16 protein-coding genes are annotated in these 14,788 nt (G+C 53.9%); 7 read left to right on the forward strand and 9 right to left on the reverse strand.

The genetic code is table 11. The features are described from left to right. Positions 1-33: 33 nt before the first annotated feature. The 5 genes from araG (at position 34) to JOE25_RS05710 (ending at position 5,900) form a co-directional block, all read left to right on the forward strand. On the forward strand, positions 34-1,569 hold the full coding sequence (gene araG, locus JOE25_RS05690; protein ID WP_209633107.1) for an L-arabinose ABC transporter ATP-binding protein AraG: 1,536 nt from the start codon (positions 34-36) through the stop codon (positions 1,567-1,569). A gap of 17 nt (positions 1,570-1,586) precedes the next feature. Further along, on the forward strand, positions 1,587-2,570 hold the full coding sequence (araH, locus tag JOE25_RS05695; protein WP_209633109.1) for an L-arabinose ABC transporter permease AraH: 984 nt from the start codon (positions 1,587-1,589) through the stop codon (positions 2,568-2,570). Between the two features lie 101 nt (positions 2,571-2,671). Then, a complete protein-coding gene (gene araC / locus JOE25_RS05700; RefSeq protein WP_209633111.1) occupies positions 2,672-3,589 on the forward strand; it encodes an arabinose operon transcriptional regulator AraC in 918 nt (305 codons plus the stop codon). Between the two features lie 205 nt (positions 3,590-3,794). Next, positions 3,795-4,835, forward strand: a complete 1,041-nt coding sequence (locus JOE25_RS05705) for an oxidoreductase (protein ID WP_209633112.1) — start codon at positions 3,795-3,797, stop codon at positions 4,833-4,835. A gap of 66 nt (positions 4,836-4,901) precedes the next feature. Continuing rightward, on the forward strand, positions 4,902-5,900 hold the full coding sequence (locus JOE25_RS05710; protein ID WP_209633114.1) for a bile acid:sodium symporter family protein: 999 nt from the start codon (positions 4,902-4,904) through the stop codon (positions 5,898-5,900). Between the two features lie 177 nt (positions 5,901-6,077). On the opposite strand, the gene add is transcribed toward JOE25_RS05710, so the two are convergent. From add to JOE25_RS05755, 9 genes are all read right to left on the reverse strand, one after another. Beyond that, complete coding sequence (gene add, locus JOE25_RS05715; RefSeq protein WP_209633116.1) at positions 6,078-7,079, reverse strand: adenosine deaminase; 1,002 nt, start codon at positions 7,077-7,079, stop codon at positions 6,078-6,080. A 176-nt stretch (positions 7,080-7,255) separates the two neighbouring features. Then, positions 7,256-7,852 (reverse strand): AAA family ATPase, encoded by a 597-nt coding sequence (locus tag JOE25_RS05720; protein WP_209633117.1) that lies wholly within the window; start codon positions 7,850-7,852, stop codon positions 7,256-7,258. Further along, positions 7,849-8,286, reverse strand: coding sequence for a PTS sugar transporter subunit IIA (locus tag JOE25_RS05725; protein WP_209633119.1), 438 nt, complete (start codon positions 8,284-8,286; stop codon positions 7,849-7,851). The genes JOE25_RS05720 and JOE25_RS05725 overlap by 4 nt, the downstream gene beginning before the upstream one ends. Before the next feature lie 9 nt (positions 8,287-8,295). Then, the gene (locus tag JOE25_RS05730) at positions 8,296-8,562 is read right to left on the reverse strand and encodes a hypothetical protein (protein WP_209633121.1); all 267 of its coding nucleotides are present in this window, start codon (positions 8,560-8,562) and stop codon (positions 8,296-8,298) included. A gap of 95 nt (positions 8,563-8,657) precedes the next feature. After that, entirely contained in the window at positions 8,658-9,500 is an 843-nt protein-coding gene (locus JOE25_RS05735; protein WP_209633123.1) for a class II fructose-bisphosphate aldolase, read from the reverse strand. Continuing rightward, entirely contained in the window at positions 9,487-10,854 is a 1,368-nt protein-coding gene (locus tag JOE25_RS05740) for a PTS sugar transporter subunit IIC (protein ID WP_209633125.1), read from the reverse strand. Before JOE25_RS05740 ends, JOE25_RS05735 begins: the two co-directional genes overlap by 14 nt. Beyond that, positions 10,847-11,161 carry a PTS sugar transporter subunit IIB gene (locus tag JOE25_RS05745; protein WP_209633126.1) on the reverse strand — a complete coding sequence of 105 codons (315 nt, stop codon included), beginning with the start codon at positions 11,159-11,161 and terminating at the stop codon, positions 10,847-10,849. The genes JOE25_RS05740 and JOE25_RS05745 overlap by 8 nt, the downstream gene beginning before the upstream one ends. Positions 11,162-11,171: 10 nt before the next feature. Next, positions 11,172-12,152 carry a 6-phosphofructokinase gene (locus JOE25_RS05750; protein ID WP_209633128.1) on the reverse strand — a complete coding sequence of 327 codons (981 nt, stop codon included), beginning with the start codon at positions 12,150-12,152 and terminating at the stop codon, positions 11,172-11,174. A gap of 385 nt (positions 12,153-12,537) precedes the next feature. Then, positions 12,538-13,293, reverse strand: a complete 756-nt coding sequence (locus JOE25_RS05755) for a DeoR/GlpR family DNA-binding transcription regulator (RefSeq protein WP_209633130.1) — start codon at positions 13,291-13,293, stop codon at positions 12,538-12,540. A gap of 99 nt (positions 13,294-13,392) precedes the next feature. On the opposite strand from JOE25_RS05755, the gene JOE25_RS05760 reads away from it, so the two are divergent. Next, the gene (locus JOE25_RS05760; RefSeq protein ID WP_209633132.1) at positions 13,393-13,989 is read left to right on the forward strand and encodes an NUDIX domain-containing protein; all 597 of its coding nucleotides are present in this window, start codon (positions 13,393-13,395) and stop codon (positions 13,987-13,989) included. After that, positions 13,986-14,354: an NUDIX hydrolase gene (locus JOE25_RS05765; protein WP_209633134.1), complete on the forward strand. Its 369-nt coding sequence runs from the start codon at positions 13,986-13,988 to the stop codon at positions 14,352-14,354. Before JOE25_RS05760 ends, JOE25_RS05765 begins: the two co-directional genes overlap by 4 nt. The last annotated feature ends 434 nt before the right edge of the window (positions 14,355-14,788 follow it).

A 14,788-nucleotide genomic window follows, 5' to 3' on the forward strand; every position in this document is an offset into this window, starting at 1 on the left:
GGGCGGCATTGTTGACTGCAGGAGGAAAACGCTATGAGCGCCGCATTGCCGTATCTGGCATTTAAAGGCATAGGTAAGACCTTCCCGGGCGTAAAGGCACTGGATGACATCAGCTTTAGCTGTCAGGCCGGGCAGATCCACGCGCTAATGGGAGAAAATGGCGCCGGGAAATCAACGTTGCTGAAAATTCTCAGCGGCAATTACGCGCCGACCCAAGGGGAAATTCAGCTGCAAGGCCGGGCGGTACAGTTCACTAACACCACCGATGCGTTGAATGCAGGGGTCGCGATTATTTATCAGGAACTGCATCTGGTGCCGGAAATGACGGTGGCGGAGAACATTTATCTTGGCCAGTTACCGACCAAGCGCGGGCTGGTGGATCGCAAACTGTTGCGCTACGAATCCCGGCTACAGCTGGAGCACCTCGGGCTGGATATCGATCCGGATACGCCGTTGAAATACCTGTCGATCGGCCAGTGGCAGATGGTGGAAATCGCCAAAGCGCTGGCGCGTAATGCCAAGGTGATCGCTTTTGACGAACCCACCAGTTCGCTGTCCGCCAGAGAGATTGAACAACTGTTCCGCGTGATCCGTGAGTTACGCGCCGAAGGGCGGGTGATCCTGTACGTTTCGCACCGTATGGAGGAGATCTTCGCCCTCAGCGACGCCATTACCGTATTCAAAGATGGCCGCTATGTGCGCACCTTTGATGATATGCGGCAGGTCGATAACGCGCAGCTGGTGCAGGCGATGGTCGGGCGCGATCTGGGCGATGTGTATGGCTATCAGCCTCGTGAACTGGGCCCGGAGCGTTTAGTGCTTAAAGGGCTTAAAGCGCCGGGTGTCAGAACCCCGATCGACTTGAGCGTGCGGGCTGGGGAGATCGTCGGGTTGTTCGGTCTGGTCGGCGCGGGGCGCAGTGAACTGATGAAGGGCATTTTTGGTGCTACGCGTATCAGCGGTGGTCAACTGATGCTTGATGGACAACCGATCGCCATTCGTTCACCGATTGATGCCATTCGTGCAGGCATCATGCTGTGCCCGGAAGATCGTAAAGCAGATGGCATCATCCCGGTGCACTCGGTCCGCGACAACATCAATATCAGCGCGCGACGTAACAGCATCCGCGCTGGGTGTTTGATCAACAACGGCTGGGAAGCCAGTAATGCCGAACACCACATCCGTGCGTTGAACATCAAAACCCCAAGTGCCGAGCAGCTCATTATGAATCTGTCTGGCGGTAATCAGCAGAAAGCCATTCTCGGCCGTTGGTTATCCGAAGAGATGAAAGTGATCCTGCTGGACGAGCCGACGCGTGGCATAGACGTGGGCGCCAAGCATGAAATTTACAACGTTATTTATCAACTGGCGCAGCAGGGCATTGCGGTGTTGTTCGCTTCCAGTGATTTGCCCGAAGTACTGGGATTGGCGGACCGCATTCTGGTGATGCGGGAAGGCGCCTTGTCTGGCGAATTACTGCATAACACGGCCAGCGAGGAAAAAGCCCTCAGCCTGGCAATGCTACGCACCCCTGATATTGCCCCTGATGCCGCTGCGGCGGTGGCCTGATTGTGAAGGAGAAAGAGATGTCGACCCTAACGACCGATTCCGTAAAAAACCGCAGCGGCCAAGGGCTGGCGCGGATTTGGGACAGCTACGGCATGCTAGTGGTGTTCGCGGCGCTGTTTATCGCCTGCGTGCTCTTTGTGCCCAACTTCGGTTCCTTCATCAATATGAAGGGGCTGGGGCTGGCAATTTCCATGTCCGGCATGGTGGCCTGTGGCATGCTGTTTTGCCTGGCTTCCGGTGATTTTGACCTGTCTGTCGCGTCAGTTATCGCCTGTGCAGGCGTCACCACCGCGGTGGTGATCAACATGACCGAAAGCCTGTGGATCGGCGTAGCGGCTGGCCTGCTGTTGGGCATGGTCTCTGGGTTGATTAACGGTTTTGTGATCGCCCGGCTGAAAATCAACGCGCTGATCACCACCTTGGCAACCATGCAGATTTTTCGCGGGCTGGCCTACATCATTTCTGACGGCAAGGCGGTGGGTATCGAAGACGAACGCTTCTTTACCTTGGGGTACGCCAACTGGCTGGGATTACCTGCGCCGATTTGGATCACCGTCGCCTGCCTGATCTTGTTTGGTTTCTTGCTCAATAAAACCACCTTTGGCCGCAATACGCTGGCGATTGGCGGCAATGAAGAGGCTGCACGTCTGGCCGGGGTGCCCGTCGTCCGCACCAAGATCGTGATTTTTATGCTGTCTGGGCTGGTTTCCGCCGCTGCCGGCATCATCCTGGCATCACGCATGACCAGCGGCCAGCCGATGACATCGATCGGTTATGAGTTGATCGTGATCTCCGCCTGCGTGCTGGGTGGCGTGTCATTGAAAGGGGGCATTGGCAAAATTTCCTATGTGATTGCAGGTATCTTGATTCTTGGCACGGTAGAAAACGCCATGAACCTGTTGAACATCTCGCCGTTCTCGCAGTACGTGGTACGTGGCGTCATCTTGCTGGCCGCGGTGATTTTCGACCGGTACAAACAACAGGCCAAACGTACGGTCTAGAAAATCGAGAACCCTGTTCACAGTTCTGTTAACTGCCCGGGTCGTTTTCCACCGGGCATCTAAGCTATAGGATCGTTACCTAAGCCGTTCCGGGAGGACAGATGTATCATCGTATGGCACAGGAACCGCAGCCAAACCCGTTGTTACCGGGTTATACCTTTAACGCCTATTTGGTGGCGGGGTTGACGCCGATCATGGCCGACGGCCCACTGGACTTCTTTATCGACCGCCCAGGCGGCATGAAGGGTTATATTCTTAACCTGACCATCAAAGGTCAGGGCAAGGTATTTGACGGCGAAGACACCTTTCACTGTAATCCCGGCGATCTCCTGCTGTTCCCGCCCAAAGCGGCGCATTACTACGGCCGTTCACCGGACAGCGATTGCTGGTACCACCGTTGGGTGTATTTCCGTCCACGGGCCTACTGGGCCGACTGGCTGGAGTGGCACAGCAAGACCCATGAGGTCGGGCGGTTGACGCTGCCGAACAATAACCTGTTGCTGGAGTTCGACCGGCTGTTCGCCAATATCGAGCAAACCCAACGTTCTGGCCGTCGGTTTGCCGAGGAGCTGGGGATGAACTTGCTGGAGCGCCTATTGCTGCGTGCGATGGAGGAAGACCCTCTGAGCCCGCAGAGGATCATGGACCCGCGAGTGATTGAAGCCTGTCAGTTTATTACCGGCAACCTGGCCGGGGAGTTGCGTATTGATGAGGTGGCGCGCCACGTCTGCCTCTCGCCTTCACGGCTGGCGCACTTATTCCGTGAGCAGGTGGGCATCAACATTCTGCGTTGGCGGGAAGATCAGCGGGTGATCCGTGCCAAGTTACTGTTGCAGACCACACAAGAATCTATTGCCACGATCGGGCGGGTGGTGGGCTATGACGATCAGCTCTATTTTTCCCGTGTGTTTCGCAAACGCGTGGGTGTGAGCCCGAGTGATTTCCGCCGTCGCAGCCTGGAGATTAATTATCCGGCCAGAAATGAGCGTGAATCGGCTCCTCTGGCGGTTACAAGTTAACATTAAATTTACTTCTTGTTCCTGCCAGCATCATGGTGTCAAATCTGATGGGTCCCTACTCGATAGATTTCACGTTCAACCAGGCGGCAAGCGTGTGAATTCCCAAGCGCATACTCAAGTAAGTGACGGGGTTGAGCACGAGCAGCCAACAAGGTTGTGGTTTGAAAGATGAAGAGTATTTTGCGAGCCAGTAAGAGGAAACACCATGGCAGAGAAAATTCGGGTTGGATTGGTCGGTTACGGCTATGCCAGCAAAACCTTTCATGCGCCATTGATCGTCGGTACGCCGGGCGTAGAGTTGGCTGCCGTATCCAGCAGCGATGCCGGTAAAGTGCACGCTGATTGGCCATCTATGACGGTGGTCAGCGATCCGCAGGCGCTGTTCAACGACCCGTCTATCGACCTGATCGTCATTCCTACCCCCAATGATACTCACTTCCCGCTGGCACAGCAGGCCATGGCCGCCGGCAAGCATGTGGTGGTGGACAAACCGTTTACCGTGACGTTGTCACAGGCACAGGAACTGAAACAACAGGCGGAGCAAAGCGGCAAGTTGTTGTCAGTGTTTCACAACCGCCGATGGGACAGTGATTTCCTGACGCTTAAAGCGCTGCTGAAAGAAGGTGTACTTGGCGACGTGGTTTACTTCGAGTCTCATTTTGATCGCTTCCGGCCGGAGGTTCGCCAGCGCTGGCGTGAGTCAGGCGGTGCCGGCAGCGGCATCTGGTATGACTTAGGACCGCATTTGATCGACCAGGCACTGCAATTGTTTGGCAAGCCGGACACCTTGTTTGTCGACCTGGGGGAACTGCGTCCAGGCGCGCAATCGGTGGATTATTTCCACGCGGTGCTTAATTACGGGAAACGTCGCGTGGTCTTGCATGGCACGGTGCTGGCGGCAGCGGAAACTGCACGCTATATCGTGCACGGTACTCAAGGCAGCTTTATCAAATTTGGGCTGGATCCGCAGGAAGACCGTTTGAAGGCAGGCGAGCGTCTGCCGCAGGCTGACTGGGGTTACGATATGCGTGACGGCGTCGTGACATTGTCACGCGATGGGGTGTTGGCGGAAAAACCCTTGCTGAGCCTCCCTGGTAACTACCCGGCTTATTACGCGGCAATCCGCGATGCGATTAACGGTGAGGGTGACAACCCGGTACCGGCTGCCGATGCCATCAAAGTGATGGAAATGATTGAGTTAGGCATTGAGTCGGCGAAACAACAAAAAGCGCTGCCGGTAGCCTAACTGTCGCGTTTCATTCTCCGGGTTCGGCGTGCTGAACCCGCTTTACTCTTCGAGGGATCCCGATCCATGTCCTGGTTGCAGCGTCTGCGTATTGATAAATTTTTGCTGGTATTGATTCTGGTCGTGATTATCGCTTCGGTTTTCCCCTGTGAAGGCGTATGGAAAACCTTCTTTGATCACCTGACCACTGCTGCTATCGCGTTGTTGTTCTTCATGCATGGCGCCAAGTTATCACGTGAGGCGATCATCGCCGGGATGAGCCACTGGAAGCTGCATTTGATGGTGTTTCTCAGCACCTTTGCGCTGTTCCCGTTGCTGGGTGTGGCGATGAACCTGATGGTGCCAGGCTTGATGACACCCACGGTGTATTTGGGCTTCCTTTACTTGTGTGCGCTGCCGGCGACGGTCCAGTCGGCGATTGCTTTTACCTCGGCAGCGGGTGGAAACGTGGCTGCGGCAGTATGCAGCGCTTCGGCATCCAGTATTCTTGGCGTTTTTCTCTCGCCGTTGCTGGTGGGGGCGCTGATGCATACGCAAGGGGGGGATACTGACGTGTTGCACGCCATTGGTTCCATCATTTTGCAATTGATGGTGCCGTTTGTGGTGGGGCATCTGGCAAGACCGTTGATCGGCAAATGGGTCGATCGTCACCGTAAACTCATCAATCTCACTGACCGTTCATCGATTCTGTTGGTGGTATATACCGCCTTTAGCGCAGCGGTGGTGGAAGGCATTTGGCACAAGATCGACGGCTGGTCACTGTTGACCATCTTGGTGATGTCATTGGTGCTGCTGACGGTGGTGTTGGTTATCAATACCTATGCTGCGCGCTGGTTAGGCTTCAGTACGGCTGACGAGATCACTATTGTGTTCTGCGGTTCGAAAAAGAGCCTGGCAAACGGCATCCCGATGGCCAACGTGTTGTTCCCGGCGGCGGCAGTGGGGGCAATGGTGTTGCCGCTGATGATTTTCCATCAGGTGCAATTGATGGTGTGCGCCGTGTTAGCGCAGCGCTATGCGCGCAAAACCGCCAAGCAGCGGGCGGACGTGCTGACGGCGAAATAAAAAATGAGGACGTGGGTAAAATACTCCGTTGTTTCATTGAAGGGGCGCTGCATGCTGCGCCCATTTGTATAATCAATGGGTTAAATCGGGTCGAACATGTTCGACCCCTACCGGTTTAGCCCTTAAGCGGGTTTATCAGCAGCCACAATGGGCGCGAAATAGCGCCCATCGCTCAATTCAATTAGCCCGGACTTTATCGCGCAGCGCTTGTTTTTCCTGCTCGCTGAGGAACGCCATTTTCAGGCCGTTTTCCTGAGCGGTACGGATTTCAGCCGGGGTCAGGCCCGCTTGTGGCGCCGCCACAAGGTACTCGTGTTCAATTTCGATGCCCTGAACCGCCGGATCGTCGGTATTGATCGACGCCATGACGCCGTGACGCAAGAATTTGGCCAGCGGATGTTGCGCCAGAGAAGGCACGGTGCTGGTCTGAATGTTGGACGTCAGGCAGGATTCGATCCCAATGCCGTGTTCCGCCAGGAAGTCCATCAACGCCGAATCTTCAATCGCTTTTACCCCGTGGCCGATACGCTCGGCACCCAGCTCACGGATCGCCTGCCAGATGCTTTCCGGGCCGGCGGCTTCGCCTGCGTGCACGGTGATGCGTAGACCCGCATCACGGGCGCGGTTGAAGTGATTGAGGAACAGACTGCCAGGGAAACCCAGCTCGTCACCGGCCAGATCCAGGGCTGTGATGCCGTCGCGATGTGCCAATAAACCGTCCAACTCTTGCAAGCAGGCGGCTTCGCCAAAGGTGCGGCTCATGATGCCGATCAGACGCACATCAATGCCAAAATCTCGTGTTCCTGAACGAATGCCATCAATGACGGCCTCGACTACGCCAGCCACGGGCAACTGGTGCTTCATCGCCATGTAATACGGCGAAAAGCGCAGCTCGGCATAGTGCAGGCCGGCATTTGCTGCATCTTCAACGTTTTCGTAAGCGACGCGACGACAGGCGTCTACATCGCCCAAGACCGCTACGCCCCAGTCCAGCTTTTGTAAAAAGCTGATCAGATCCGGTTCTGCATGGGTGATTTGCACGTGTGGGCGCAGTGCGTCGAGATCGTTGGCGGGCAGAGCAAGGTTAAATTGACGCCCTAGGTCGAGAATGGTTTGCGCGCGGATGTTACCGTCAAGGTGACGGTGGATGTCGGTCAGCGGTAAGCGGGAGTCAATCATGATGTGCACTCGTTATTTTGTTGTAGGTAAAGTGCAGATCAGTATAAAAACAAATTGATGAAAATTTCCATATTGTTGCATAAAAAAGTGACGGCAATCACATTAATGAGAGTGATTGCCATTTTTCTGCGCTGAGGTTGAAGAAAAAGCCCCCGCGTTGATAGAGGTAACAGATTTCAGCCCACCTTCAATGCTGAGAGGCGTTCATCATGATGCTCGCCGATGCCATGCTGTGCCAACCAATGCTTAACCCGACTGATATCCAACGGCTGCGCCTGATCAATACGGAGCACCGGTCCCAGGGCCAACGGCATGGCGCGATCGGCCAGCGCACGCAGTTCGGGCAGGTATTCCACTCCAGGGTGGCCTTTAGGGCGCTGCCCGGCACGTGCTGCATAGCGTTCGGCTGCCAATTCACCGGATATTTGGTTCCACACCTCCAATACCTGGGCCACGCCCGCCTCGCGCAGGTACTGGTTCAGCTGTTCTCTGGGCTGAAAGCCGAACCAGGCATCAATAACATAGATGCAGCGCAGTGGCGCCTGCGCCACCATCGACCAGATGGCCTGATAAGCGGCGTAACCCAGTTGCCGGTTAAGCTCGCGGTCAACGTCACCCAACCGTGCCATAAAAGGCTCTTTGATACCGTCGAGGGAGAGATAAGGCAAAGTAAAATGCTGTGCCAACGCGTGGGCAAGGGTGCTTTTCCCGGAAGCCGGAACCCCATTGACCAAAATAACGGTTTTACCGCCGGTCACTGTTGTCGAAGTCATAATATCTCCACCACGTCTTGCCAAAGTTTTGCGGCGCGTAGCTGGTCGAGACGCTGCTTGTTATCCAGCAAGTCCACGATTGCGCGCAGGCCTTCTTCGATATGGCTGTTACTGTCGGTCGCGCCGAACAAGATGACGATGTCGGCCTCCTCACTGTCCTGGAAGGTGATAGGTTGCTCGAGCAACACCATGCTGAAACAATTCTTTATCACGCCGCACTCTGGCCGCGCATGAGGAATGGCAATGCCTTCGTCGAACACGTAATACGCACCATGGGCCAGCGTATTGCTGATCACCGCCTGATAATAGGATGCGTGGATATAGCCGTTATCGATCAAGGGGCGTGCCGCCAACGCTATGACCTTTTTCCAGTCGGTTTCCTGCACACCGACCTGTATCGCACCGGCCTCTATCAACAGTTGTTTAATCGTCATCATGTTCCCTCAGAGAGACTTCCTGATAATATTGCGCAGCTCATCCATTTTAATAAAAACAGCATCGATATGTTGGCGATGGTTTTTATTTTTGGCATAAATCTTTAACGCGCGATTATAGGTCAGCATTAACGTCTTATGAATTTCGCTGTCCGCCGGTGTTGTTGCCAGTCGCTGCTCCAATGCGTCAATTTCGGCTGATATTTCATTGGCTTCATTATCTTGTTGATGGGGATTAGGCTCTTTATCCCGCCGGCTCTTCATAAAATTAAACATAACCATCTCCAGAAATTAGGCATAAAGTTTCCAGCCCCGACGGGCGCCGGGGCACCAGGGTTGTGGGTTTTATAAAAAAGAAAGCGGGGCAGTGATTATTTAAACAGACCGATCTTTTCCGTTAATACCTGGGTAACGGCATTATTGGCGGGGATCAGGAATTTGCGCACGCTGTCATTGACCTTGCCTTTTTCAAATGTGTGTTTGCATCGATCGACCCATTGCACGTTCATCTCGGTACCCACATTAACTTTCTCTATGCCCCCGGCCACCGCGCGCCGCATATCTTCATCGCTGACGCCGGTGCCACCGTGCAATACCAGAGGGGTACCGGTGGCCGCGGTGATTTCCGCCAGACGCTGATGCTGAATATGTGCTTTGCCGGTATAGAGCCCGTGAACGGTACCTACTGACACCGCCAGCATATCGACCCCGGTTTCATCAACAAAGCGTTTGGCATCCTCCACCGTGGTAAAACAAATGTCTTCTTCTGCCACGGCTTTGCCGTCTTCAGAGCCGCCGATGGCACCCAACTCGGCCTCCACCGACACGTTGCGCTGACGTGCAATGTCGATCACGCGACGGGTATTGGCGATATTCTCATCCATTTCCAGGTGCGAACCGTCATACATTACCGAACTGAAACCGGCGTCAATCGCCGTCTCGATGGAGGCAATGTCAGAGCAGTGATCCAAATGCAGACAGGTGGGAACATCCTCGCTCTGAGCCAGTGAGCGTACTGAATCAACCAGCAATTTATAGCCTAAATACTCGGCGGTACCGGTCGAAATCTGGATCATCAACGGGCTGTGCATGTTTTTGGCCGCTTTGAAAAAGGCCGGTAACATCTCCAGGCAGTGGAGATTAAATGAACCTATCGCCTTAAAATCACGGGCTTTGGCCACGGACAACAGCTCGTTGAAATTATAGAGTTTCATGGACTTTTTCCTCATGGTGCTTGGTTGATTTACCGTTAACAAACCACGCAATCAGCGTGACGAAGACGATGAACAGGGCGATGAACAACCAATTGCCCTGGAAAGCATGTCCCATCACCAGCCCACTGCTGATGACGTCGGAGTCGCTGAAGGTCACGCCGACAAAGCCATAACTTTCCAGCATTGGTACCAGAATGGCCGGGAGGAAGGTGATAAACAGGCCGTGAACCACGCCACCAATCATGGCGCCACGACGGCCCCCCAGCGCATTGCCGAAGATGCCTGCGGTGCCGCCGGCGAAGAAGTTGGTCAGCAGGCCCGGGAGGATCATCGCCAGGCCGAACATCGGGAAAACGATCATGCCGATGATTGAGCCAAGGGTGGTGGCCAGGAAGCCGACGATCACCGCATTGGGTGCGTAGGGGAACAACACCGGGCAGTCCAGCGCCGGTTTGGCATCCGGCACAACCCGTAGGGCGATGCCCCGGAAGGCGGGTACCAGCTCATTGAGCAGCAGGCGTACGCCGCTGTAGAGGATAAATACGCCGGCGACAAACTGGATGGCCTGCATAAAGGAATACATCAAGTAGTTCATGCCGCCGGCATACTGAGCGATATACTGCGGACCGGCAGCCAGCGCCGGGATCAGATACATCGGGATCATCACCACTGCCATCGACAGGTAGGTGTCCTGCAGGAATTTGAAGTTATCGGGCAGCTCCAAGTCCTCGGTTGAGCGGGAGCCCTTACCGACCACCTTGGCGACGGCGGCCTGTACCAGGTAGCCGATGGTGCAAAAATGCCCCAACGCCACGTCGTCTGAACCGGTGATTTTGCGTACCACCGGCTGGGCCAGCGCAGGCATCAACACGGCCATCACGCCACCAAATATGCCGCCGGTCAAAACCAGCGGCAAGCCGGTGAGTCCGGCCTTGTAGCCGATTACCGCACCGATGGTGGCCATCCACAGCAATGCTTGTCCGGTCAGAAAGATGTATTTGAACGGGGTAATGCGCGCAATGATGATATTCACCGCGAAAATCACCATCAGGGTTAACGCGACCTCTGAGCCCAACTCGCGGTTGGCCAGGCCGGCGATGGCGGCGACGTCGGTGATATAGCCGGTCATGCCGAAACCCTGAGTGAAGATGCTGTTCAAATAGGTCAGAGCGCCGACAATAATGTTGATGCCTGCCATCATGATCAGGAAGCCCAGCAGGGTTTTGAAGGTGCCTTCGGCCACTTTGCCGACGGACTTCTTCTGCAGCAATAGCCCCAGCATGGCGATAAAGGCGACCAAGATAGACGCCTGGCCCAATAAGTCTTTGACGATAAAGTCAATCAGGCTATTCATGGTGGGGTTCCTTCATGTCGCGTTCTTTCAGGAAGGCCACAATCTTTTGCTCAATTTCTGCCTTATCGGTGAGCCGGTGCAGAATAATAACGCGTTTCTTTTCTTCTTCGCTGGCATCGGCATTTAAAATATCGGCGAAGGTTTTTTGGGTAAGAATAATATCTGATTTAAAGGCACTGGCCTCGGAGATAGTGGTGTGATCAATATCCGCCTCAATCTCTAATTTTTTCAGCACCGCTCTTGCGCTCATTTCGATGGCAAAGCTGGAGCCGAGGCCACAGCCACATACGCACAGTATTTTAAGCATGGGTATCTCCTCAGATTATATTTAATTGCCTGGCGAGTTTGTAATGGTGTCCTTCTGTATCAACCAAACGTTTTTGCATACTGATTAGATCAATGGGAATGGGTTGATTGCTGGCATTAATAATGATTGCCTTGTTCTTCATGCCTGAATTAATGCACCTGACCACTTCACTGGCCATAATAGTGCCCTGGTAAATTTCTTCACCGGTCGGGTCTCCATTGCGCAGACCGTAGCCCATAATAGTTTTACGAATGCGCACACCAATCTTGGGTTCCAGCTGCTTAATCATGGTATCGATGGCGCCTTGAAAACCGGGTGAGTATTCTTTGGTATAGCCTTCGGAACACAAAATAATGACGCTGTTTTGCTGTTCCAACCGCTGAGTTATTTTTTCTGCCAGCTGATTTAAGGCATATTGGCATTCTGGGATAAGGGCAAAGTCCGCATTGGACTTGATCGCCGATTGCAGTGTCAATTCCCCGCAATAACCGCCCAGCAGCTCTATCATAAACACGCGCCCAGGCAGGGCACGCCCGGTGTTCCTCAGTTTGGCGACTTCTTTTATCACCTGTTCGCAGGCAGTAGAAAAACCAATGCTGTAATGACTGCCGAAAACGTCATTGTCGATAGTCATCCCTACGCCGAAACAGTTAACGCCAAACTCGCTGAGTGTATTCAAAAACTGCAGCGATCCATCGCCACCGGCCATAATAAGCACGTCTATGTGCAAAGCCTTAAGCTGCTTATGAATGGTTTCATATTCGTCAGAAGTCAATTTCTTGGCCGTACGGCCGGAAGACATTATTGGCATCGATGAAATCGAGAAGTCAACCAAGTCACGCTGGGCAATAGGATGATGCTGGTTGGCCAATAATCCGGGTATGCCGCCGTCAAACAGAATAATATCGGCCTGCGCTAGCCTAGCGACCTGGAAAATAAAACTATTGATACCTGTCACATCGCCGCCGCTTATTACTACACCAATTTTCATATATCCGTCCCCAGCCTGTTCTGTGGAACTCATTGTCATTTTTGGCATCGGTAAAATTTGCAATGGATATCACAAAACAATCACAAATATTTTTGTCATTAGGCTTGACAGGTAGAGTGAGGGGGATGGTTTTGAGAGGGAGGTCTCATTTGTATTTGGCGGTTTTAGCGAGTGCGTGATTACTATTAATTAAGAATCAATGCGTTATGTTTGTTTTTCTCTAAAGCGGTTTATTTCATCATCAACGACGATGCAGCAAAAAATAAGTTTAATGAAATGTGATAACTCTCGCATTTTTATCCGACACGCAGAGAATAACGCGAATAAATACGTGGCGAGTCTGAATAACCACGTATTTATTAAGTCCTTTAAGGTTGACGTTTATTCATGCTCTTATCACCGTCAATCCGGCCTGTTCCAACGGACCTGTCAGTGCAGCGTCGGTTGAACGTTCGACGATAACGCTTTGCGCCAGCGTGATATCGCCAATGGCATATTGTGAGGCGGCATTGAGTTTAGCCGCAGAAGCCAACACGACGGTTTCTGCCGCTCGTGCCGCCAACGCGCGTTTTATATAGGCTTCTTCAAGATCGCCGGTGCTCAAGCCCGCGGTGGGGTGTACGCCGGTCACACCCATAAAGTAGATGTCAGCGCGGATATGCGACATCGCCTCCACGGCCGCGGCCCCCACGCTGACGATCGAATGTTTGTACAGCCGCCCGCCGATCAGTATCACCTCAACCTTGGGGTGTTCGACCAGGCCAACGGCCACGCTGGGACTGTGGGTGACAATGGTGGCCTCCAGCGTGGGGGGCAGTTGCTTCACCAATTCGGCGGAGGTGGTGCCGCCATCCAGGATCACGACTTGCCCGGGGGATATCATCGCTGCGGCTGCTTTGGCAATGGCCCGTTTGGCGGCAGACTCCTGCCCATTCCTTTCGGCAAAGGGGGCAATGGCCGGGGAAACGGGCAGTGCGCCGCCATGTACCCGTTGCAGCAAACCTTCGCTGTCCAATTCACGCAGATCGCGTCGTAGCGTGTCTTCAGATAGCCCAAACATCTCGCTGAGCTGTTTGGCCAGCACCTGTCCGTCTTGGGCCAGTTTTTCCAGAATGATTTTTTTACGTTGGCTGGTGAGCATGGTTTTTCCCGTTAAATTTGCACTGCACGAAATATCTTGATCATACACGAAAATGCACGATAGTATCAATTTCCTTTCCTGGTTGTGGAGTTAACCAACATGACTGCTACCCAAGATCGGGTTCGTATTGTCGAAACCCGAGTGCTGTCCGATGACTGGTATCTGCTGAAAAAAACCACCTTCGATTTTTTACGACGTGATGGCGTATGGCAAAGACAGAGCCGTGAAACCTACGATCGCGGTGACGGTGCGACCATTTTGCTGTTTAACCGGCAAGCGCAAACCGTGGTGTTAACACGCCAGTTCCGTTTTCCGGTGTTCGTCAACGGCCATGATGGGATGTTGATCGAAGCCGCTGCCGGTCTGCTGGACAATGCGTCACCGGAAGAACGCATCCGTGCCGAAGCAGAAGAGGAAACCGGCTATTTCGTGCAACACGTGCAGAAGGTCTTCGAGGCTTATATGAGCCCCGGTTCGGTCACTGAGAAATTACATTTCTTTGTCGGTGAATACCACGCAAACAGCCGAGTCAGTGACGGGGGGGGCGTGGAAGCCGAAGGCGAGGATCTTGAAGTGCTGGAACTGCCGTTAACGGAAGCGTTGCAGGCCATTCGGCAGGGGATAATCGTTGATGCCAAAACCATCATGCTATTGCAGTTCGTTGCTCTACATCACACGTTGGATAATACACGATGAAGTCTCAACTGATTTTGATTGCCGGTCCTTATCGTAGCGGCACGGAGGGCGAACCGCAGCGAATTGCCGCGAATTTGCAGCGGTTGGAACAAGCAGCGCTTGCGGTCTACCAGCGTGGTCACGTGCCAGTGATCGGTGAGTGGTTGGCATTACCCTTGGCCGCAGCGGCCGGTTCCACGCAGCATGGTGACGCTATTTGCGAAGAATATCTGTATCCGGTGGCCCACCGGCTGATTGCCCAGTGCCAGGCCATTTACCGCATCGAAGGCGCCTCAGCGGGTGCGGATAACGACGTGCGCCTGGCAAATGAGCGGGGATTGCCGGTGTATTACCGTTTGGACGATATCCCGCAGTTGGCGCAGTAAGTAGGAGAAAAGGCAGGCTTATACCTGATGCTGGTCACGTAAGGTGATTTTTAGCGAGCTCACCGTTCTTTTCGGTCGATAAACAAACAACGCACTATGCAGCTCATGCGCCTCGACCGAGCAAGGGACCCAAGGCGGGGTCCCTTGCAACCCGCGCCTTTGCCCACTCAGACGGTTGGCTGAGCCAACGGCTCTCACTTCATCACGCCGCATCACGGCCGGCTACGACAGGCGTCCCTGCCTGTCTCGCCTGAAACCGCCGTCCATGGCGGTTTCGCCTATGCGTTGTTCTTGCGTTCGACGTCTTCAAGGGCGCCCAAGACCCTGCTTATCTCATCATGTTCACGGCCTTGGGTCACTGAGCCTACAGAGGCCGAATAAAAAAATGCCAATCGGACCTTACCGATCGACATTTGGCTTATACCTGCCTTCCG

The sequence above is a fragment of the Serratia sp. PL17 genome, assembly GCF_017832355.1.
Taxonomy (GTDB): Bacteria; Pseudomonadota; Gammaproteobacteria; order Enterobacterales; family Enterobacteriaceae; genus Serratia.

Coding starts and splice junctions, on each gene's coding strand:
- add (WP_209633116.1), bottom strand. CDS start 7,079: ATGATTGACTCCCGCTTACCGCTGACCGACATCCACCGTCACCTTGAC.
- JOE25_RS05755 (WP_209633130.1), bottom strand. CDS start 13,293: ATGCTCACCAGCCAACGTAAAAAAATCATTCTGGAAAAACTGGCCCAA.
- JOE25_RS05740 (WP_209633125.1), bottom strand. CDS start 10,854: ATGAATAGCCTGATTGACTTTATCGTCAAAGACTTATTGGGCCAGGCG.
- araH (WP_209633109.1), top strand. CDS start 1,587: ATGTCGACCCTAACGACCGATTCCGTAAAAAACCGCAGCGGCCAAGGG.
- JOE25_RS05705 (WP_209633112.1), top strand. CDS start 3,795: ATGGCAGAGAAAATTCGGGTTGGATTGGTCGGTTACGGCTATGCCAGC.
- JOE25_RS05725 (WP_209633119.1), bottom strand. CDS start 8,286: ATGACGATTAAACAACTGTTGATAGAGGCCGGTGCGATACAGGTCGGT.
- JOE25_RS05720 (WP_209633117.1), bottom strand. CDS start 7,852: ATGACTTCGACAACAGTGACCGGCGGTAAAACCGTTATTTTGGTCAAT.
- JOE25_RS05735 (WP_209633123.1), bottom strand. CDS start 9,500: ATGAAACTCTATAATTTCAACGAGCTGTTGTCCGTGGCCAAAGCCCGT.
- JOE25_RS05765 (WP_209633134.1), top strand. CDS start 13,986: ATGAAGTCTCAACTGATTTTGATTGCCGGTCCTTATCGTAGCGGCACG.
- JOE25_RS05710 (WP_209633114.1), top strand. CDS start 4,902: ATGTCCTGGTTGCAGCGTCTGCGTATTGATAAATTTTTGCTGGTATTG.
- araG (WP_209633107.1), top strand. CDS start 34: ATGAGCGCCGCATTGCCGTATCTGGCATTTAAAGGCATAGGTAAGACC.
- JOE25_RS05745 (WP_209633126.1), bottom strand. CDS start 11,161: ATGCTTAAAATACTGTGCGTATGTGGCTGTGGCCTCGGCTCCAGCTTT.
- JOE25_RS05730 (WP_209633121.1), bottom strand. CDS start 8,562: ATGTTTAATTTTATGAAGAGCCGGCGGGATAAAGAGCCTAATCCCCAT.
- araC (WP_209633111.1), top strand. CDS start 2,672: ATGTATCATCGTATGGCACAGGAACCGCAGCCAAACCCGTTGTTACCG.
- JOE25_RS05760 (WP_209633132.1), top strand. CDS start 13,393: ATGACTGCTACCCAAGATCGGGTTCGTATTGTCGAAACCCGAGTGCTG.
- JOE25_RS05750 (WP_209633128.1), bottom strand. CDS start 12,152: ATGAAAATTGGTGTAGTAATAAGCGGCGGCGATGTGACAGGTATCAAT.